We start from the raw sequence: 18,580 nt of genomic DNA, 5'->3' as shown, positions 1-18,580 counted from the left end.
TTGCAAACGCACCCCACATCGTGAGGCGCCAATCCCCGGCCTTCGCGATGTTACAATGTAACATCGCAGGAACGGTCAACGGATGTCAACCGCGGCCGGGCCGGTCTAGTCGGACCGGCCGCGCGATGTGTTGTTCGTGCAACGGACGATCAGCGTCCTTCGCGGACCCAGGTCGCGGCGAACGCGCCGAGCAGCAGCAGGAGCCCGATCAGGCCGGCGAAGATCGGCAGCACGCCGACGCCCTTCACCACGCTGGCATCGCGCATCCTGACGCCCATCCAGCCGTCGCCGTGGAAGATGCTCGATGACCGCACCGGCACGATGCGGGGCAGATCGACGCTGGAACCATCGACCACCCGCTCGGCGTTGCCGCCGGTCGCCTGCGTGAGCGGCTTCAAGGTGTCGGTGGTGGAGGTGACTTCCGAAAACTCCTTCGGATTGGTCGGCCCGACATTGATCAGCGCCTTCAGAGTGCCGTCGGTCGCCTGCCACAGGCCGAGCTCATTGGCCGGCAGGCTGGCGCGCCATTCGCCGGGCTCGCCGGCGCTCAAGGTGAGATCGCGGCTCACGCCGGAGGGCGAGGTGACGCTGACCGGCGGGACGCTGTCGGACATGGTCTGGCGCACGACGACGAGATCCTTGCCCTGCACCTGGAGGCGCAGCGCTTCCTCGTCGAGATCGGGCTGCTTCATCAGCCAGTGCGACATCCGCCGGAGCAGATCGAGATGCGGGCCGCCGCCCTCGTAGCCGCGCGCCCACAGCCAGATGTGATCGGAGAGCAGCAGCGCGACGCGGCCCTCGCCGAAGCGCGACAGGAACAACAGCGGCTTGCCGTCCACGCCCGTCATCACCGGTGGATTGACCGCATTGCGGGTGTCGACGGTGCGGAAGAAGCGGCTCCAGTGCGGCGGCTCGCTGGCGGAGCCTTCCAGCCCGCGCGTGACGGGATGGCGTTTGCCGATGTCGGACAGATGCGCATAGAACGGCTTTTCGGTCACACCGACCGGCTCGGCCGGCAGCACCGAATCCAGCGGCGTGCGCCAGATGCTCGTGTTCGATGCGTAATCGGGGCCGGCGGCAACCAGCACCGCGCCGCCCGAGCGCACATAGCGCGCGATGTTGTCGAAATAGGCGATCGGCAGCACGCCCTGGCGGGCATAGCGGTCGAAGATGATGAGCTGGAACTCGTTGATCTTCTGCTGGAACAGCTCGCGGGTCGGAAACGCGATCAGCGACAATTCATTGATCGGCGTGCCGTCCTGCTTCTCCGGCGGCCGGAGAATGGTGAAGTGCACGAGATCGACGCTGGCGTCGGACTTCAGCAGGTTACGCCAGGTGCGCTCGCCGGAATGCGGCTCGCCGGAGACGAGCAGCACCCGCAGCTTGTCGCGCACGCCGTCGATGGCGACGACGGCGCGGTTGTTCACCGGCGTCAGCTCCCGCTCGAGCGGGGAGGCTTCGATCTCGACGATGTTCGGCCCGGCATGCTTGATGTCGACGTCGACGCTCGCGGTCTGTCCGCTCGACAGCGTGCGTTCGTTGATGACCTCGCCGTCGCGCCGGATCGTGACCTTGGCGCGCTCGCCGGTGACGCCCTGATCGTCGAGGCGGTAGGTGATGGTCTGGGTCTGGCCGACGATGCCGAAGCGCGGCGCCGCGGTGATCGCGATGCGGCGGTCGCGCTCGTCCTTCTGCCCGGTGATCAGCGCATGCACCGGCGCCTGGAAGCCGAGCGCGGCGGCGTTGGCCGGGATGTCGTGGACGCGGCCGTCGGTGATCAGGAACGCGCCGGCGACGCGGTCGACCGGAACGTCAGAGAGCGCCGAGGCGAGCGCGCCGAACAGCCGGGTACCGTCGGTTTCGCCATCGGCCTGTCCGGCGTCAACGACGCGCACTTCCAGCCCCTTGATCCGCTTCAGGCTGTCGACCAGCGATTGTTGCGCCTGCGCGGCCTCGCGGGTGCGGTTGCCGAAATTCTGGCTCGGGCTCTTGTCGACGACTACCGCGGCGACCGAGGTGAGGGGATCTCGATCCTCGCGCGTGAACGAGGGGTTGGCGAGCGCCAGCAGGAACAGCGCCAGCGCGGCGACGCGCACGGCCGCGCCGCGCGCGCGGGCAAGCAGCAGGATGGCCGCGATCACCACGATCGCGGCAAGCGCGACCCACAGCACGATCGCGGGAACAAGTGGCGTAAACGCGATGCCGTAGTTCATGTCGATCCTATTGGCCCAGCCGCTCGATGAGGGCCGGCGCGTGCACCTGGTCGGCCTTGTAGTTGCCGGTCAGCGTGTACATCACGATGTTGACGCCGGCGCGGAAGGCGAATTCGCGCTGGCGCGGTTCGCCCGGGGTGAGCGGCAGCATCGGCTGGCCGTCGGGACGGATCGCCCAGGCTCCCGCAAGATCGTTCGAGGTGATGATGATCGGCGAGACGCCGTCGCCGCCACGCGCGGGCCGCTGCGCGCTCTCGTCCTCCTCCTCGCGCGGCAGCGTTTCGACCCAGGTCTGGCCCGAGTTGAAGCGGCCAGGGAAGTCGCGCAGCAGGTAGAAGGTCTTGGTCAGCACGTGCTCGCGCGGCACCGGCTCGAGCTCGGGCACGTCGAGCGAGGACAGGATCTCGCGGAGCGCCTGCATGCCCGGCGTCTGCGACGCGCCGTTCTCGCCGGGCGACGCCTCGACCGCGTCACGGGTGTCGAAGATCACGGTGCCGCCCTGCTTCATATAGGCGTCGATCCTGTTGATCGCGTCCTGCGGCGGCTTCGGCGCGCCCGGCACGATCGGCCAGTAGACCAGCGGGAAGAAGGCGAGTTCGTCGCGCGCCGGATCGACGCCGACGGGATCGCCGGCCTCGAGCGCGGTACGCTGCGCCAGGAACAACGTGAGGCCCGCCATGCCGGCCTTGACGATGGAATCGACGTCGGCATTGCCGGTGACGACGTAGGCGAGACGGGTCTGCGATACCGCCTTCATTGCGAACTCGTCCGCGGCGCTGTCAGCGCGCGACGGCGAGGGCGACACGAGACCTGACAGGACCAGTCCGATCGCGAGCACGGCCGTCGCGGCGCGGCGGCGCAGCAGTGCGGCGAGGCCGCCGCCGAGCAGCGCGACAATGACGGCGTCGATCAGGAACAGCGCGAGCGCCGACGACAGCAGCCACCCGCGCAGATCGCGCGGCTCGGCATTGGTGTAGGTGGCATGCCGGGCGCGAAGGCTCGCGGTGTTGAGCGGTGCGATCCGGTCGGCGGCGGCAAGCGTGTTCACGGCCAGCGGTCCTTCTGCCGGGCCGTAGAAGCCGGGCGGATGGTCCGGCGTGGCGCGGTCGCGATAATCCGCGGGCAGCGGCTTTGCGGTCGCCGGCGGCGGGCCGAAAGCGCCGAAGCCGTCGAGGATGTGGAGTGGCGCCACCGTCTCCGTGCTGGCCTCGCCAGCCACCCCCGCACCCGGCTTGGATGTGTAGCCGGACATGTCGACGATCCGCCGCAGCATTTCGACGAAGGTGCCGGACATCGGCAGGTCCGACCAGCGCATATCCGCGCTGACGTGAAACAGGCTGACCGCCCCCTTGCCGCGATGCTCGCCGGTCACGAGCGGCGTACCATCTTCGAGCGAGGCCCAGCTCTTGGTGGCGAGCACGGCATCGGGCTCGGCAAGCACCTGGCGGCTCACGGTAACGTCCTTCGGAACAGCAACGCCGGCAAACGGCCCGTCGCCGGCGAAGGCGGCGAGATGCTGCGGCTTCTCCCAGGTCAGGCTGCCGCCCAGCGTCCGGCCGCCCTTGCGCAGCTTGACCGGGACGAGATCGTCTTCGGCCTGCGCGAGCCGGGGACCTGCGAACCGCACCAGCACGCCGCCCTGGTCGATCCAGGCATTGAGACGCTCGCGGAGCTCAGGTGCGATGGTGCCGACATCGGCCAGGATGATCATCGGCAGCTTCTGGTCGAGGAACTGCGTGATGCCCTGCTGCGGCGAGCCCTTGTCGGCCAGCCGGACATCGGCAAACGGTGCGAGCGCGCGGGTGAGATAGAAGGTCGGCGCCAGCAGCGGCTGCGCGGTCTCGCTGGTCGCGCCCGAGACGATGCCGATGGCGCGGCGACGCCAGCGCTTGTCGAGGAGTTGCACCGCGCCGGCCGAACGCTCGCCGGAGATCTCGAGCCGCGTGATGTCGTTGCGCAGCTCGACCGGGAGATCGAACGCCGCCTCGGTCTCCTTGTCCTGCGGGCCGAAGCCGTAGCGCGCCTCGCCGATTGGCGAACCCTTCTGGTCGAGCGCCCGAACGGTACCCGCGGCGATGCCGCTGTCGGTGCGCAGCACCTTCACCGTCATCTTGGCGGCCGCATTCTCCGCCGCGACGAGCGCCAGCGGAGAGGACGTGCCGCCTTCGAACACGGTCAAGCTGCGATCTCCGATCGTCTTGCTAAGGCCTTGCAGGAATTCCTCGCCGCGTCCGGTGTCGACGCCGTCCGACAGCCAGGCGATCTCGCAGTCGCCGGTGGCCTTGAGGAAACGATCGATCGCGGTAAGGGTTTCAACGCGCTCGATCGAATAGGGTTTTGGCGCGAGCTGACGCAGCGCAACGCGTGCCGCGCCGGCCGGCATCAGGGTGATGTCGCGGTTCGGCTCCGACAGCGGCACCAGCGCGATGGCGCGGCGGTCGTTGTCGGCATTGGCGATCAATTCGTCGGCGGCTCTGATCCTGGTCTCCCAGTTCGAGGCGGCGCTCCAGCCGTCGTCGAACATGATCATCAGCGGCGCCTTGCTGCCGGCGATCCCGGTTTGCGGATTCCAGATCGGGCCGGCGGCGGCGAAGATCACCAGTGCCGCGGCCAAGAGGCGCAGCGCGGTCAGCCACCAGGGCGTGCGCGAGGGCGTCTCCTCCCTCGGTGCGATGTCGAACAGCAGGCGCGTCGGCGGAAATTCGATGCGGCGCGGCCGCGGCGGCATCACGCGGAGCAGCCACCACAGCACGGGAAGGCTGACGAGCCCGATCAGGAGCAGCGGTTCGGTGAAGGCGAGCGGCAATCCCATCATGCGGCCGGCCCTGCCTTGATTGTCGTGGTGCGCGCGCCCGACTTGCTCACCTGCATCCCGGCATGCAGGAACAGGAGCAGTTCGGCAGCCGAGCGGTCGGTCGCATGGGTCGTGAACAGCCAGTCGAGCTTGTTGGTCTCGGCGCGGATCTGGTCGCGGTGCAGCGCGAGCCGCGCGGTGTAATCCTGCACCCAGCTTTCGGCGCGGCCGGCGGTGATCATGCCGAAACCTTCAGGTTCGACGAACTCGACACGGCCCGAATAGGGAAACGTTTCTTCCGCGGGGTCGACGATCTGCACCAGCGTGCCATGAGCGCCGGAGCCGGACAGCCCGCCCAGCATGGTCCTGATCTCGGCGATCGGCGACCAGAAGTCGGACAGCACGACGGTCTCGGCGAGCGCCGAGGGGATGAAAGACGGCGGCAGGCTCAGGCGATCGGCATCATCATGCAGCATAGCTTGCGCCATCTTGTCGATGACGCTGCGGCTTGCGGTGGGTGCCATCAGGCCGGGAATGCCGACGCGCTCGCCGCCCGTAACCAGGAGCTCGGCCAGTGCAAAGGCCACGATCAGCGTGCGTTCGAGCTTGGACTCGCGCGCCTGCTTCGAGGCGAACGCCATCGAAGGCGAGCGGTCGGGCCAGATCCAGACCGTGTGCGCGGCCTCCCATTCATGCTCACGGACATAGAGATGCTCGTCGCGCGCGGAGCGCCGCCAGTCGACGTTCTGCGACGGCTCGCCCGAGACGAAGCGGCGGTACTGCCAGAAGCTTTCGCCGGAGCCGGCACGGCGGCGGCCATGCAGGCCGTGGATGACGTTGGCGGCGATACGGCGGGCTTCCAGCACCAGGCGCGGCAGCGATGCGGCGAGCGTGCGGCTTTCGCCATCGGCACGTCGGATCGCTACTCTCTCCTTCGCTGTGTGCCCGTTGTCTGCGGCCATCAACCGATCCGTGTCTTCAATTGCCGGATCACGTCCGGAATCGTGCGGCCTTCGGCGCGCGCCTGGAAGGTCAGCGCCATGCGGTGCTTGAGCACGGGTTCGGCGAGGTCGAGCACGTCGTCGATCGAGGGCGCGAGACGGCCGTCGATCAGCGCGCGTGCGCGCACCGCGAGCATCAGCGATTGGCTCGCGCGCGGACCCGGTCCCCAGGCGATGAACTTGCCGGCATCGCCGCCCTCGGGCCCCGGACGGGCCGAGCGCACCAGCGACAGGATCGCCTCGACCACGGAATCGCCGACTGGCAGGCGCCGGATCAGCCGCTGCGCGGTGATCAGCGCGTCCGCAGTCATCGATCCCTTCGCCAGCGTCTCCTCGGCGCCAGTGGTTTCGAACAGGATGCGCCGCTCGGCGTCGCGGTCGGGATAGTCGACGTCGATCTCCATCAGGAAGCGGTCGAGCTGCGCTTCTGGCAGCGGATAGGTACCTTCCTGCTCCAGCGGGTTCTGCGTCGCGAGCACATGGAACGGCTTCGGCAGATCGTGGCGGGCGCCGGCAACGGTGATGTGCTGTTCCTGCATCGCCTGCAGCAGCGCCGATTGCGTGCGCGGGCTGGCGCGGTTGATCTCGTCGGCCATCAGGAGCTGCGCGAACACCGGACCCGCGATGAAGCGGAACGAGCGCCTGCCCGCGGTGCTTTCGTCGAGCACTTCGGCACCGAGAATGTCCGACGGCATCAGGTCGGGCGTGAACTGGATGCGCTTGGCATCGAGACCGAGCGTGACGCCGAGCGTCTCGACCAGCTTGGTCTTGGCGAGGCCGGGCACGCCGATCAGCAGCGCATGGCCGCCGGATAGGATCGTGACCAGCGTGTTCTCGATCACGCGATCCTGACCGAAGATAACGGTCGCGATCGCGTCCTTCGCCGCGCGAATCTGGCTCGACACCTGCTCGGCCGAACGGACGATCCCGTCCTCGAGTTTCTCGACACTTTCCGCCATCCGTAAGCTCCTTGCGCCTGCCATGCGGCTCTCTTGCGTCGTCATGTCATGACATGGGCCCTATGCTAGACTTGCAGGGAAGGCCATGTATTCGTTGAATTAACCTATCCCCACCATATCGGCTTCGGGATATGTACGGCATCACGAAGTGGCGACCTCCCGTACCGAACTAATCCGGGGTGGAACCGCGCACCCATGTACAACGTAGATCTGCACCAAACGTGCCAAATGACAGAGTCAGGGCAAACCATGGCGAACCAAGGGCAGAGCGCCGATCGTGGTCTTGAGGGGCTGACTGCCGCCGCCAAAAGTGCTGCCAATGCCGACGGCGCCAAAAAAGGGCTGCCGCCCGTACATCTCTGGAATCCACCGTTCTGCGGCGATATCGATATCCGAATCGCCGTTGATGGTACATGGTTCTACATGGGTACGCCAATCGGGCGACCTGCGCTCGTGCGCCTGTTCTCGACGATCCTGAAGCGCGAAGACGGCAAGCATTTCCTCGTCACGCCGGTGGAGAAGGTCGGCATCCGCGTCGACGATGCGCCGTTCATGGCGGTGGAGATGCAGAAGGACATCGAGAGCAACCATCGCGTGCTGCGCTTCCGCACCAATGTCGACGACTGGGTCACCTGCGATGCCGCGCACCGGCTTCGCTTCGAGCAGGCTGACGACGGTGGGCTGACGCCCTATCTGCATGTACGGGCCGATCTCTGGGCCAAGGTCACCCGCGCGCTTTACTACGACCTGGTTGACATGGGTGAGGAGCGGATGGTCGATGGCCAGCCGACGTTCGGCGTCGAGTCGGCCGGCGAATTCTTCGCCATGGCCGACGCGGAGCAGGTGAGGGCCGCGCTTTGAACAAGCCTATCCTGAAGAACGAGCCCGTCGCGACCAGCGCGGCGGATTTCTTCGCCCGCTCCAGGGCGCGCCTCGGTTTCGACGTTCCGCCCGGCCTCTACGATCCCTGCATCATTCCGGCCTCCGGTGATCCGGGCACCGACAAGATGCTCGAGATCGTCGCCCGCGAGCAGCCGGTGCGGCCGGCGGCAGTCCTGATCGCGGTGGTCGACCGCCCCGAGCCGACGGTGCTGCTGACGCAGCGCTCGGCGCATCTGAATGATCACGCCGGTCAGATCGCCTTCCCCGGCGGCAAGATCGACGCGACCGATATTTCGCCGCTCGATGCGGCGTTGCGCGAGGCCGAGGAAGAGGTCGGGTTGTCGCGCGACTTCGTCGACCCGATCGGCTATCTCGATCTCTACGGCACGGCCTTTGGCTTCCGTATCCTGCCCACGGTCGCCAGGGTGCGGCCCGGCTTCCAACTCACCATCAACCATTCCGAGGTTGATGACGCGTTCGAGGTGCCGCTATCCTTCCTGATGAACCCGGCGAACCACCAGGTGCACAGCAAGGAATTCCGCGGCATGGAGCGGTTTTACTACGCGATGCCGTTTGCGGAACGCTACATCTGGGGCGCGACGGCCGGAATGCTGCGTGTGCTTTATGAGCGGATTTATTCGTCATGATCCGGCCGGCGCTGACCGAGATCGGAATTTTCCTCATTCCCTTTGCCGTCTATGCGCTTTTCCTGATTGCCACCCGTTCCGGCCTGTTCGTGCAGTCGTCCTGGCCGATCTACACCATCGCGCGCCTTGCGCTGATGGCGCTCGTCCTGGTGATCGCGGGCCTGATCGGGCTTGCGCATTTCTCCGGCGCCGCACCGGATTCGACCTACGTTCCCGCCCATATCGAGAATGGCAGGCTCGTGCCGGGCATGGAAAAATAAGGGCCCAAAGATGAGCGCGGAGCCTTTACTTGCCGATGCGCCCTGGCTGATCTCCGGCGGGACCGCGCGCGTCCTGCAACTGCTCAATGGCAATGGCGAGGAGGCGCGCGTGGTTGGCGGCGCCGTGCGCAACGCGATGCTCGGCCTGCTGCCGGGCGACATTGATATCGCGACCACGGCGTTGCCGGAAGAGGTGATGCTGCGGGCGAGGAGCGCTGGCATCAAGAGCGTGCCGACCGGCATCGACCACGGCACCGTCACGCTGGTCATCGACGGTCATCCCTACGAGATCACGACGCTGCGCGAGGATACCGAGACGTTCGGCCGCAAGGCCAAGGTCGCTTTCGGCCGCGACTGGATGCGGGATGCCGAGCGGCGCGACTTCACCATGAACGGATTGTCGGTCGATGCGAGCGGCGTCGTCTACGACTATGTCGGCGGCCTTGCGGACGTTGCCGCGCGCCGCGTGCGCTTCATCGGCGATCCCGACCAGCGCATCGCGGAGGACTACCTGCGCATCCTGCGCTTCTTCCGCATTCACGCCGCCTTCGGCGCCGGCGAGCCCGATCGCGACGGCTATCTCGCCTGCATCCGCGGCCGCGCCGGCCTTGCGAGCCTCTCCGCCGAGCGCGTGCGCATGGAGATGCTGAAGCTGCTCGTGGCGGGCGGCGCGGCCGCGGCGGCCGGTGCGATGGTCGAGGGCGGTTTGCTGCAATCCCTGATCGGCGGCGTCGCCTACACCGGGCCGATGTCGGCGATGATCGGGATCGAGCGCGCGCTCGGTCTGCCGGCGAGTGCCACCCGGCGCCTGGCTGCGCTGACGGTGGCCGTGACCGAGGACGCCAAGCGCGTCGCCGCTCGCTTGAGGCTCTCCAACGCCGAAGCCAAGGCGCTGGATTCGATGGGGCATCGATGGTGGCGGTTTGCCAGCAAGGACGAGGCCAATGCACGACGGCTGTTGTACCGGTTGGGCATTGAACGCTATCACGATCGCGTGTTGCTGGCCTGGGCGAGGGACGGCGGCGACCTGACTTCGTCGCGCTGGCGCGAACTCGCCGAGTTGCCGCAGCGCTGGACTGTGCCGAAATTTCCGCTCAGGGCCGCGGACTTCATCGCGCGCGGCCTCGTCGAAGGACCGGCGCTCGGGCATGTGCTCACGCTCGCCGAGGATGCTTGGCTTGCGGCGGATTTTCCACTAGACGAGGCCGCACTCGCATCCATCGCCGATCAAGCTGCGGCGCGCGTCAGCCGCGACCAGAAAACGTGACCATCGTCTCAGGCTTCGCCGACATCTCGATTTTGCAGCTTCTGCTGGTCGCGTTGATGGCGTTGTTTGCTTCGATTATCGGTGGCCTTGCCGGCTATGGCACCGGCGCGTTGATGCCGCTGGTGCTGGTACCGATGGTCGGCGCCGAGCCCGTGGTGCCGATCATCGCGATCTCTGCGATCTTCACCAATCTCAGCCGCGCAGTCGCCTATCTCCGCTATGCTGATCGCCGCCGTGCGCTGATCGTGCTCGCCTGTGCTGCCGTGACGACCGCGCTCGGCGCTTATGGCTATACGCGGCTGACCAATGCCGGCGCTGCGCTCGTGATCGGCACCATGCTGATCCTGAGCGTGCCGTTGCGGCGCGTGCTTCGGCGCCGCGAGGTCAAGATCGGTGACACCGGGCTTGCGGCCGGCTCCGTCGGCTATGGCGTGCTGGTCGGCGGCACGTCGGGTTCCGGCGTGATCCTGCTCTCGCTGCTGATGGCTGCGGGCCTCGAGGGTGCCGCCGTGATCGCGACCGATGCGATGATCTCGCTCGGCACGGGCGTCATCAAGATTTCAGTGTTCGGCCTTGCCGGCGCCGTGACCGCGCAGGTGCTCGCCTTTGCGCTTCTGATCGGCGGCATCGCCATCCCCGGCGCGTTCCTCGCGAAGGCCTTCGTCGAACGGATGCCGGTGCATATCCACGCCGCGATCCTCGATGTCGCCGTGATCACCGGCGGCCTGGTGATGATCTCGGCCGCCGCAAGGCAGCTCTTGGGATAGACGATCGCGGCCCGCGCGCTGGTCATCCCGGACCGCGATCGGAATCCCATTTGACGTGACGAGACGCGCTTACTCCTCGTCTTCATCGTCCTCCTCGTCTTCCTCCTCGTCTTCGTCATCGTCCTCGTCATCGTTATCCTCGTGATCTTCCTCTTCCGCGCGCTCAAGCACGGCCAGCGGCAGCGTCTCGCGGAACAGATCGCCTTCCATGCCCATCCAGAGGCAGAGCACCTCGTCCTCCTTCACCTCGACGACGGTCAGCGGCTGGCCGCCGGATTTCAGCATCACGACATCGCCGGCTTTCAATTCCATGGATTTGTCCTCCGAGTTGATCGACCCGGCGCTGAGGCTAGCAAGCCGTCATGACACGCCGATCACGGCGCAGCCGCCTGTAGCGTCGCGCTCGCACATTCCATGATCGCCGTGATGGTGTCGGAAGTTAGTCCGCGTCTGGCAAGAGCTCGCTCAGCGAGCGGATGATGCGGTCGGGCTTGACGGGCGAGCCTTCGGGCAGGCCGTTGCCATGCACGTCCATCCAGACCGCGTAGATGCCGAGGCGCTGCGGCGTCACGACTTCCCATTCCAGGTTGTCGCCGATCATCCAGGTATTCTCAGCGGTGACGCCGAGCGCGTCCATCGCGTGCAGATAGGCGCGCTCCTCGGGCTTGCCGAAACCGTGCTCGCCTTCGATCTGGATGTGGTGGAAGCGGTGGGCCAGCTCGAAGCGCTCGACTTTGGCACGCTGGGTGTCGGCAGCGCCGTTGGTCACCAGCGCGAGCTTGATGCCCAGCGCTTTCAGCCTGTCGATGGCATCATGCGCACCGGGGAAGACGAACATCTCCTCCTCGCGATAAGCCGTGAAGCGGTCGGCGAGGCGGATGGCGAGATCGTCGGGCAGGGCGCGGTGGCCTGCCGCGGCAAGGGCGGCGAAGCCGCCCTTGACCGTCAGGCGGCGCGCTTCGCCAAGCTTCAGCCGCCACGCGGCGTCCGCATTGGCCCAGAAATTTTGCGCAAAGGACAGCACCGCGGTTGCGACCTGATGCGGCGGTAACGGTGCAAGCTCCTCGGCAAACTCGTTTGCGATCGTGCTCCAGGCGATCTCGGGCCGGCCATAGGCCGACAGGATGGTGTCGTCCATGTCGATCAGCATGGCGCGCGGCAGTGGTTTCACTGCGGTCATGGCCACTTCACCTCCGGCGGCAGCGACGACAGGATCGCGTCCACATTGCCGCCGGTCTTGAGCCCGAAGATGGTGCCGCGGTCGTAGAGCAGATTGAACTCGACATAGCGCCCACGGCGGATCAGTTGCTCGTCGCGATCATCCGCGGTCCAGGCCGTCGAAAAATTGCGCCGCACGATTTCAGGATAGATTTTCAGGAAGGCGCGGCCGACGTCCTGGGTGAAGACGAGATCCGCCTCCCAGTCGCCGCTGTCGTGCCAATCGTAGAAGATGCCGCCGACGCCGCGTGCCTCTTTCCGGTGCGGCAGATAGAAATACTCGTCGCACCAGTTCTTGTACTTGTCGTAGTCGGCGACGCTGTTCGGTCCGCTGCAGGCGTCCTTCATCGCGGCGTGGAAGGCGATCGTGTCAGCATCCTCCTGCGTGCGCCGGCGGTCGAGCACGGGCGTGAGGTCGGCGCCGCCACCGAACCACGCCTTGGTGGTGACGACGAAGCGCGTGTTCATGTGCACCGCCGGCACGTGCGGATTGCGCATATGCGCGATCAGCGAGATGCCGGAGGCCCAGAAGCGCGGATCCTCCGCCGCGCCCGGGATCTGCGCGCGGAATTCCGGCGCGAACTCACCGTGCACGGTCGAGCAATGCACGCCGACCTTCTCGAACAGGCGGCCATACATCATCGACATCACGCCGCCGCCGCCGGGGGCGCCGCTGTGGTCGGTGCGTTGCCAGGGTGTGCGTTCGAAGCGGCCGGCCTCGCCCGGATAGAGCGCTTTGGGTGCGTCGTCCTCCAGCCGCTCGAAGCTTTCGCAGATGTCGTCGCGCAAGTGTTCGAACCAGCCGCGCGCGCGGGCCTTGCGATCCTCGATAATCGAAACGTCCATATGCAATTCCCGTCGCCAGCCAGAGTGTGTGGCGCGTAGGGTGGGCAAAGGCGCGCTTGCGCCGTGCCCACCGCTGTTGTGATCGTCCTGAATGGTGGGCACGCTACGCTTTGCCCACTCTACGAAACTAGCCCTGCGGACCGTAATAGGTGCAGCTCTCGTTGCAACTGTCGCGGTGAATGCTGACGCGGGTGAGCCCGTCGATATGCTGCAGCCGCTCCCAGACGAAGCGCGAGAGGTTTTCCAGCGTCGGCACGCCAATTGCCTCGATCTTGTTGAGGAACTTGTGGTCCAGCGTCAGCCGCACGTCCTCGATCGCGCGCTGGACGAGGCCGAGATCGACCACCATGCCGGTCACAGGATCCGGCGTGCCGCGCAGGCTCACCTCGGCGCGGAAGGAGTGGCCGTGGATTTCTTCGCTCGCCGCGCCAAAGGTCGTTCCCGACAGCGAATGCGCCGCCTCGAAGCGGAACGATTTCGTCAATTCCCACATCTGTTCGCCGACCAATCCTATCTGATGCCGAGTGACTTGTGCGTTTGCACGCTGAGCCGCCATCGCGGATGACGCAGGCAATAGTCGATGGCGCGTGCCGTGTTCTCGGCGACCTCGGGCCCGTCCATCGGCTGCAGCGAGAAGCGCTCGAAGGCGAGGCCCTCGAAGGCTTCCGGCGCAGCGAGCGGCTGGGGATAGACCAGCTTCAGCTCGTGGCCGTGCCGCAGCACGAGTTCGCTTCCGCCCTTCGGGCTAACGCAGATCCAGTCGAGCCCCTCGGGCGGCAGGACCGTGCCGTTGGTCTCCACGCCGATCTCGAAGCCGCGGGCATGGAGCGCCTCGATCAGGGCAGCGTCGACCTGGAGCAGGGGCTCGCCTCCGGTCAGCACGACGTAGCGGTTGTCGGCCGATCCCGTCCATTGCGCGGCGATGGTGTCGGCGAGTTCCGTGGCCGAGGCATAGCGCCCGCCGAGCGTACCGTCGGTGCCCACGAAATCCGTGTCGCAGAATTTACACACGGCGTCGGCGCGATCGGCCTCGCGGCCGCTCCACAGGTTGCAGCCGGCAAAGCGGCAGAACACGGAAGCGCGTCCCGCGTGGGCGCCTTCGCCTTGCAGGGTCAGGAAGATTTCCTTGACCGCGTAACTCAACCTTCTCTCCTCAACGTATCAAACTTGCGGGTTCCGGACCTGCCGCAGCGCTTCACCTGCGGCCATCGCCGCGCTCATCGCCACATTGAGCGACCGCAGCCCCGGCGTGATCGGGATCACCAGCCGCGCATCCGCAGCCTCGACCACCTCGTCAGTGACGCCGGCCGTCTCGCGCCCGAATAGCAGGATGTCCGACGTCTGGTAACGGAAATCGAGATAGTTTGTGGCGCCCTTGGTTGTGAACAGCAGCAGGCGGTAGCCGTGTGCCGCGCGCCAGGCCGAAAATTTCGGCCAGGAGTCGTGGCGGGTCACGCTGACATGCTTGAGATAGTCCATTCCCGCCCGGCGGAACAGCCGGTCGGAGAAGGGAAAGCCGGCGGGCTCGATGATATGGGCCGCCATCTCCAGGCAGGCGCAGAGCCTGAGAACCGTGCCGGTGTTCTGGGGGATGTCGGGCTGGAAAAGCGCTATCTGCATGGGTGTGGCAAGGTCGGTTGCGGGCCGGAAATGTCTCAATAAAACATCGCTCGCCCGGGAATTCGTGCATTGCACGCTTCCGCGCCGATAGCGGGCTTGCGCTCGCCCGGCAAGGGTGCCAATAGAACGATTCTGGACTGCTGTTTCACCCGTATCGGCGTGGGCAAGCAAAGTTCTGCCGCCGCGGGGGGCCGCGGGCGCCGGCAGCCTGTTCTGGGGACCTTTGGGCGCCCCCTGGAGCGGTTCCACCGGTCGCATAAAAGAAAGGGTTGGAATCGTGACGACAGCGTCTTCGGCGGACCATCCGACACGCCGTGATTTCCTTTTCGTTGCAACGGGGGCAGCAGCGGCGGTAGGGGGCGTTGCGACGCTCTGGCCGTTCATTTCCCAGATGAATCCGGATGCCTCGACGATCGCCGCCGGCGCGCCGATCGAGGTCGATCTCTCCCCGATTGCCGAGGGGCAGGACATCAAGGTGTTCTGGCGCGGCAAGCCGATCTACATCAGCCACCGGACCAAGAAGCAGATCGAAGAGGCGCGCGCGGTGAACGTCGCGAGCCTGCCCGATCCACAGTCCGATGAGGCGCGGGTCAAGTCCGGCCATGACCAGTGGCTGGTCGTGATCGGCATCTGCACGCATCTCGGCTGTATCCCGATCGCCCATGAGGGCAATTACGACGGCTTCTTCTGTCCGTGCCATGGTTCGCAATACGACTCGTCGGGTCGTATCCGCCAGGGGCCCGCGCCGGCCAACCTGGCGGTGCCGCCCTACCAGTTCGTCTCCGACACCAAAATTCAGATCGGCTGAGCCTCGAATCTTCGTTTGAAGCTTCGAGCCGTCATGTCGTTTTATTTCCTCAGGATCGCATCATGAGCGGACCATCCGACTACCAGCCGAGCAATCCGGCCCTGCAATGGATCGAGCGACGTCTGCCGATCATTGGTCTTATGCACTCGTCGTTCGTAGCGTATCCCACGCCGCGTAACCTGAACTACTGGTGGACCTTCGGCGCCATCCTCTCCTTGATGCTCGGGATCCAGATCCTGACCGGCGTCATCCTGGCGATGCACTATACGCCGTACGCAGATCTGGCCTTCAAGTCGGTCGAGCTGATCGTGCGCGACGTCAATTACGGTTGGCTGTTGCGCAACATGCATGCAGTCGGCGCGTCGATGTTCTTCTTCGCCGTCTACGTCCACATGTTCCGCGGCCTCTATTACGGGTCATACAAGGAGCCGCGCGAGGTGCTGTGGATCCTCGGCGTCATCATCTACCTCCTGATGATGGCCACCGGCTTCATGGGTTACGTGTTGCCGTGGGGCCAGATGAGCTTCTGGGGCGCCACCGTCATCACCAACCTGTTCTCCGCCTTTCCCTATGTCGGCGAGAGCATCGTGACGCTCTTGTGGGGCGGCTATTCCGTCGGCAACCCGACGCTGAACCGCTTCTTCTCGCTGCACTACCTCTTGCCGTTCCTGATTGCCGGCGTCGTCGTGCTGCATGTCTGGGCGCTGCATGTCGCGGGCCAGAACAACCCGGACGGTGTCGAAGCGAAAACTGAAAAGGACACGGTGCCATTCACGCCGCACGCGACGATCAAGGATCTGTTCGGCGTGTCCTGCTTCCTGCTTCTCTATGCCTGGTTCATCTTCTACATGCCGAACTATCTCGGCGACGCCGACAACTACATCCCGGCCAATCCGGGAGTCACGCCGCCGCACATCGTGCCCGAATGGTACTACCTGCCGTTCTACGCGATCCTGCGCTCGATCCCGAACAAGCTCGCGGGCGTCATCGCGATGTTCTCGGCGATCCTCGTGCTCGCTTTCCTGCCCTGGCTCGACAGCGCCAGGACCAGATCCACGAAGTATCGTCCGCTCGCAAAGCAGTTCTTCTGGATCTTCGTCGTGGTCTGCATCCTGCTCGGTTATCTCGGCGCGCAGCCGCCGGAGGGCATCTATGTGATCGCCGGCCGTGTCCTGACGGTCTGCTACTTCTCCTACTTCCTGATCGTGCTGCCGCTGCTTTCCCGCATCGAGACTCCGCGCCCGGTGCCGAACTCGATCGCCGACGCGGTTCTCGCCAAGGGCGGCAGGGTCGCGGCCTCCGTCGCGGTCGCGCTCGTCGCAGCCGGCGCGCTGTTAGCCGGCACGATTCAGGACGCCCGTGCCGCCGAAGGAAACGACAAGCCGCCGGGCAACAACTGGTCCTTCGCCGGTCCCTTCGGGAAGTTCGACCGCGGCGCGCTCCAGCGCGGGTTGAAGGTCTACAAGGAGGTCTGCTCCAACTGCCACGGCCTGTCCTTTGTTGCCTTCCGCAACCTCGCGGAAGCCGGCGGTCCCGGCTATTCGCCGGCGCAGGCGGTCGCGTTTGCCTCGGAGTACAAGATCAAGGACGGTCCGAACGATGCCGGCGACATGTTCGAGCGTCCCGGCCGCCCGGCCGACTACTTCCCCTCGCCATTCCCGAACGAGCAGGCAGCCCGTGCGGCGAATGGTGGTGCGGCGCCGCCCGACCTGTCGCTGATCACCAAGGCGCGCTCCTACGAGCGCGGCTTCCCCTGGTTCATCTTCGACTTCTTCACCCAGTATCAGGAGCAGGGTCCGGATTATGTCGCGGCGGTGCTTCAGGGCTTCGAGGAGAAGGTGCCGGAGGGTGTGACCATCCCGGAGGGCTCCTACTACAACAAGTACTTCCCCGGCCACGCCATCAAGATGCCGAAGCCGCTCAGCGACGGCCAGGTGACCTATGACGACGGCTCGCCGACCACGGTCGCGCAGTACGCCAAGGACGTCACCACCTTCCTGATGTGGACCGCCGAGCCGCACATGGAGGCGCGCAAGCGCCTCGGCTTCCAGGTGTTCGTGTTCCTGATCATCTTCGCCGGCCTGATGTACTTCACCAAGAAGAAGGTTTGGGCAGACGCGCACTGAGCGACGAACGCGAGACGAGAATGAGAAAGCCCCCGCGAGGGGGCTTTTTTGTCGGCTCAACTTGCCGTCATTCCGGGGCGATGCGCCAGCATCGAACCCGGAATCCATTCGTCTACCAACTTCGCGGCCTGATGGATTCCGGTTTCGCGCTACAGCGCGCCCCGGAATGACGGGAGTGTGGATTGCGTCGGGCGCGGCCAGCCGCCAAAATACCTCCACGCTCCCCAGAACATCGTCGGAGGACAACATGGGAACCGTCATCACCTTCAAGCGTCCGGACGGCAAGGATGCATCGGGCTATCTCGCCAATGCTGCGCGCGGCAACGCGCCGGGTGTGGTCGTGATCCAGGAATGGTGGGGGCTACAGGACCAGATCAAAGGGATGTGCGACCGCTTTGCGCTCTCCGGCTTCGATGCACTGGCGCCCGATCTCTACAAGGGCAAGGTGGTGCCCTATCACGACACCGATGCCGCCGGTCGCGAGATGAACTCGCTCGACTTCATGGACTTGACCACGCAGACTGTGCGCGGCGCCGCGCAATACCTCTCCCGCAACAGCGCCAAGGTCGGCCTGACCGGCTTCTGCCTCGGCGGCGCCGTGACCATTATCGGCGCCACCAAGATCCCGGAGCTTGCGGCCGCCGTCGTGTTCTACGGCATTCCGCCGGAGCAGGCGGCCAAGCCCGCCGACGTCAAAATCCCGCTGCAAGCGCATTTCGCCAACAAGGACGATTGGTGCACGCCGCAGGTGGTGGATGCCTTCGAGAAGGGCATGAAGGCCGCCGGCAAGTCGCTTGAGCTGTTCCGCTATGACGCCGAGCACGCCTTCGTCAACGAGCAGCGCCAGGCCGTGCACGACCGCGAAGCCGCCGAACTCGCCTGGGGCCGCGCGACGGAGTTTTTCAGGAAGCATCTGGGGTGAGGGGCACGACGAGAGCAACAATCTCGGTGTCGTCCCGGCCTTCGCCGGGACGACGGCGGAGATGACGTCGTCAGCCCGTAACCCTCATTGCGCTCGGGCTACCGCTGGCGGCGCGCCCTTGACGCCGCCCCCGTGGCATGGTGTTAGTTCCCCCATGAGCACCGCCGTCCGCCCAGCCCGTCGTTGGTGGCGCACCTCCTGAGAGGTGGCCGGTGCGATTTCTTTTTCTCAAATCGTCGAAGGTCGCCAA

At 65.9% G+C, this 18,580-nt stretch carries 18 protein-coding genes; 8 read left to right on the top strand and 10 right to left on the bottom strand.

The features are described from left to right. Positions 1–149: 149 nt before the first annotated feature. Genes AYJ54_RS36780 through AYJ54_RS36765 form a run of 4 tightly spaced genes read right to left on the bottom strand, consistent with a single transcriptional unit; the run spans position 150 to position 6,967 of the window. Positions 150–2,213 carry a hypothetical protein gene (locus AYJ54_RS36780; RefSeq protein ID WP_063707027.1) on the bottom strand — a complete coding sequence of 688 codons (2,064 nt, stop codon included), beginning with the start codon at positions 2,211–2,213 and terminating at the stop codon, positions 150–152. 7 nt (positions 2,214–2,220) lie between these two features. Beyond that, positions 2,221–5,028: a DUF4159 domain-containing protein gene (locus AYJ54_RS36775; protein WP_063707025.1), complete on the bottom strand. Its 2,808-nt coding sequence runs from the start codon at positions 5,026–5,028 to the stop codon at positions 2,221–2,223. Next, positions 5,025–5,969, bottom strand: a complete 945-nt coding sequence (locus AYJ54_RS36770; RefSeq protein ID WP_063707024.1) for a DUF58 domain-containing protein — start codon at positions 5,967–5,969, stop codon at positions 5,025–5,027. Before AYJ54_RS36770 ends, AYJ54_RS36775 begins: the two co-directional genes overlap by 4 nt. Further along, positions 5,969–6,967, bottom strand: coding sequence for an AAA family ATPase (locus tag AYJ54_RS36765; protein ID WP_063707023.1), 999 nt, complete (start codon positions 6,965–6,967; stop codon positions 5,969–5,971). The genes AYJ54_RS36770 and AYJ54_RS36765 overlap by 1 nt, the downstream gene beginning before the upstream one ends. 249 nt (positions 6,968–7,216) lie before the next feature. Between AYJ54_RS36765 and AYJ54_RS36760 the strand changes: the two genes are divergently transcribed. Genes AYJ54_RS36760 through AYJ54_RS36740 form a run of 5 tightly spaced genes read left to right on the top strand, consistent with a single transcriptional unit; the run spans position 7,217 to position 10,790 of the window. Then, positions 7,217–7,828, top strand: coding sequence for a DUF1285 domain-containing protein (locus AYJ54_RS36760; RefSeq protein WP_063707022.1), 612 nt, complete (start codon positions 7,217–7,219; stop codon positions 7,826–7,828). After that, positions 7,825–8,496: a CoA pyrophosphatase gene (locus AYJ54_RS36755; RefSeq protein WP_063707021.1), complete on the top strand. Its 672-nt coding sequence runs from the start codon at positions 7,825–7,827 to the stop codon at positions 8,494–8,496. The genes AYJ54_RS36760 and AYJ54_RS36755 overlap by 4 nt, the downstream gene beginning before the upstream one ends. Further along, the gene (locus AYJ54_RS36750) at positions 8,493–8,756 is read left to right on the top strand and encodes a DUF6111 family protein (RefSeq protein ID WP_063707020.1); all 264 of its coding nucleotides are present in this window, start codon (positions 8,493–8,495) and stop codon (positions 8,754–8,756) included. Before AYJ54_RS36755 ends, AYJ54_RS36750 begins: the two co-directional genes overlap by 4 nt. Before the next feature lie 10 nt (positions 8,757–8,766). After that, positions 8,767–10,023: a CCA tRNA nucleotidyltransferase gene (locus tag AYJ54_RS36745; RefSeq protein WP_063707019.1), complete on the top strand. Its 1,257-nt coding sequence runs from the start codon at positions 8,767–8,769 to the stop codon at positions 10,021–10,023. Next, positions 10,020–10,790: a sulfite exporter TauE/SafE family protein gene (locus AYJ54_RS36740; protein ID WP_063707018.1), complete on the top strand. Its 771-nt coding sequence runs from the start codon at positions 10,020–10,022 to the stop codon at positions 10,788–10,790. Before AYJ54_RS36745 ends, AYJ54_RS36740 begins: the two co-directional genes overlap by 4 nt. Before the next feature lie 69 nt (positions 10,791–10,859). Here the strand turns inward: AYJ54_RS36740 and AYJ54_RS36735 are convergent, their stop codons facing one another. The 6 genes from AYJ54_RS36735 to AYJ54_RS36710 all read right to left on the bottom strand — a co-directional run bounded on the left by AYJ54_RS36735 (position 10,860) and on the right by AYJ54_RS36710 (position 14,474). After that, positions 10,860–11,102, bottom strand: a complete 243-nt coding sequence (locus AYJ54_RS36735; RefSeq protein WP_063707017.1) for a YodC family protein — start codon at positions 11,100–11,102, stop codon at positions 10,860–10,862. Between the two features lie 127 nt (positions 11,103–11,229). Beyond that, positions 11,230–11,970 (bottom strand): HAD family hydrolase, encoded by a 741-nt coding sequence (locus AYJ54_RS36730; RefSeq protein WP_063707012.1) that lies wholly within the window; start codon positions 11,968–11,970, stop codon positions 11,230–11,232. Beyond that, positions 11,967–12,854, bottom strand: a complete 888-nt coding sequence (gene hemF / locus AYJ54_RS36725; protein WP_201724304.1) for an oxygen-dependent coproporphyrinogen oxidase — start codon at positions 12,852–12,854, stop codon at positions 11,967–11,969. The genes AYJ54_RS36730 and hemF overlap by 4 nt, the downstream gene beginning before the upstream one ends. Positions 12,855–12,981: 127 nt before the next feature. Beyond that, positions 12,982–13,347 (bottom strand): 6-pyruvoyl trahydropterin synthase family protein, encoded by a 366-nt coding sequence (locus AYJ54_RS36720; protein ID WP_063707116.1) that lies wholly within the window; start codon positions 13,345–13,347, stop codon positions 12,982–12,984. A gap of 17 nt (positions 13,348–13,364) precedes the next feature. Beyond that, positions 13,365–13,997, bottom strand: a complete 633-nt coding sequence (gene queE / locus AYJ54_RS36715; protein WP_063707010.1) for a 7-carboxy-7-deazaguanine synthase — start codon at positions 13,995–13,997, stop codon at positions 13,365–13,367. Positions 13,998–14,015: 18 nt separating this feature from the next. After that, a complete protein-coding gene (locus AYJ54_RS36710; RefSeq protein WP_063707008.1) occupies positions 14,016–14,474 on the bottom strand; it encodes a tRNA (cytidine(34)-2'-O)-methyltransferase in 459 nt (152 codons plus the stop codon). 277 nt (positions 14,475–14,751) lie between these two features. Between AYJ54_RS36710 and petA the strand changes: the two genes are divergently transcribed. From petA to AYJ54_RS36695, 3 genes are all read left to right on the top strand, one after another. Beyond that, positions 14,752–15,282: a ubiquinol-cytochrome c reductase iron-sulfur subunit gene (gene petA / locus AYJ54_RS36705; RefSeq protein ID WP_063707006.1), complete on the top strand. Its 531-nt coding sequence runs from the start codon at positions 14,752–14,754 to the stop codon at positions 15,280–15,282. 62 nt (positions 15,283–15,344) lie between these two features. Continuing rightward, positions 15,345–17,408: a cytochrome b/c1 gene (fbcH, locus tag AYJ54_RS36700; RefSeq protein ID WP_063707004.1), complete on the top strand. Its 2,064-nt coding sequence runs from the start codon at positions 15,345–15,347 to the stop codon at positions 17,406–17,408. 247 nt (positions 17,409–17,655) lie between these two features. Next, positions 17,656–18,330 (top strand): dienelactone hydrolase family protein, encoded by a 675-nt coding sequence (locus tag AYJ54_RS36695; RefSeq protein ID WP_063707003.1) that lies wholly within the window; start codon positions 17,656–17,658, stop codon positions 18,328–18,330. Positions 18,331–18,580: the final 250 nt, after the last annotated feature.

Source organism: Bradyrhizobium centrolobii (assembly GCF_001641635.1).
Lineage (GTDB): Bacteria > Pseudomonadota > Alphaproteobacteria > Rhizobiales > Xanthobacteraceae > Bradyrhizobium > Bradyrhizobium centrolobii.
The sequence above is the reverse complement of the archived record's forward strand: the minus strand, read 5'-3'. Positions and strand labels throughout refer to the sequence as shown.

Excerpts from the sequence above, each read along its gene's own strand:
- AYJ54_RS36780 (WP_063707027.1), bottom strand. The coding sequence starts at position 2,213 with ATGAACTACGGCATCGCGTTTACGCCACTTGTTCCCGCGATCGTGCTG.
- AYJ54_RS36775 (WP_063707025.1), bottom strand. The coding sequence starts at position 5,028 with ATGATGGGATTGCCGCTCGCCTTCACCGAACCGCTGCTCCTGATCGGG.
- AYJ54_RS36770 (WP_063707024.1), bottom strand. The coding sequence starts at position 5,969 with ATGGCCGCAGACAACGGGCACACAGCGAAGGAGAGAGTAGCGATCCGA.
- AYJ54_RS36765 (WP_063707023.1), bottom strand. The coding sequence starts at position 6,967 with ATGGCGGAAAGTGTCGAGAAACTCGAGGACGGGATCGTCCGTTCGGCC.
- AYJ54_RS36760 (WP_063707022.1), top strand. The coding sequence starts at position 7,217 with ATGGCGAACCAAGGGCAGAGCGCCGATCGTGGTCTTGAGGGGCTGACT.
- AYJ54_RS36750 (WP_063707020.1), top strand. The coding sequence starts at position 8,493 with ATGATCCGGCCGGCGCTGACCGAGATCGGAATTTTCCTCATTCCCTTT.
- AYJ54_RS36745 (WP_063707019.1), top strand. The coding sequence starts at position 8,767 with ATGAGCGCGGAGCCTTTACTTGCCGATGCGCCCTGGCTGATCTCCGGC.
- AYJ54_RS36735 (WP_063707017.1), bottom strand. The coding sequence starts at position 11,102 with ATGGAATTGAAAGCCGGCGATGTCGTGATGCTGAAATCCGGCGGCCAG.
- AYJ54_RS36730 (WP_063707012.1), bottom strand. The coding sequence starts at position 11,970 with ATGACCGCAGTGAAACCACTGCCGCGCGCCATGCTGATCGACATGGAC.
- hemF (WP_201724304.1), bottom strand. The coding sequence starts at position 12,854 with ATGGACGTTTCGATTATCGAGGATCGCAAGGCCCGCGCGCGCGGCTGG.
- AYJ54_RS36720 (WP_063707116.1), bottom strand. The coding sequence starts at position 13,347 with ATGTGGGAATTGACGAAATCGTTCCGCTTCGAGGCGGCGCATTCGCTG.
- AYJ54_RS36710 (WP_063707008.1), bottom strand. The coding sequence starts at position 14,474 with ATGCAGATAGCGCTTTTCCAGCCCGACATCCCCCAGAACACCGGCACG.
- fbcH (WP_063707004.1), top strand. The coding sequence starts at position 15,345 with ATGAGCGGACCATCCGACTACCAGCCGAGCAATCCGGCCCTGCAATGG.
- AYJ54_RS36695 (WP_063707003.1), top strand. The coding sequence starts at position 17,656 with ATGGGAACCGTCATCACCTTCAAGCGTCCGGACGGCAAGGATGCATCG.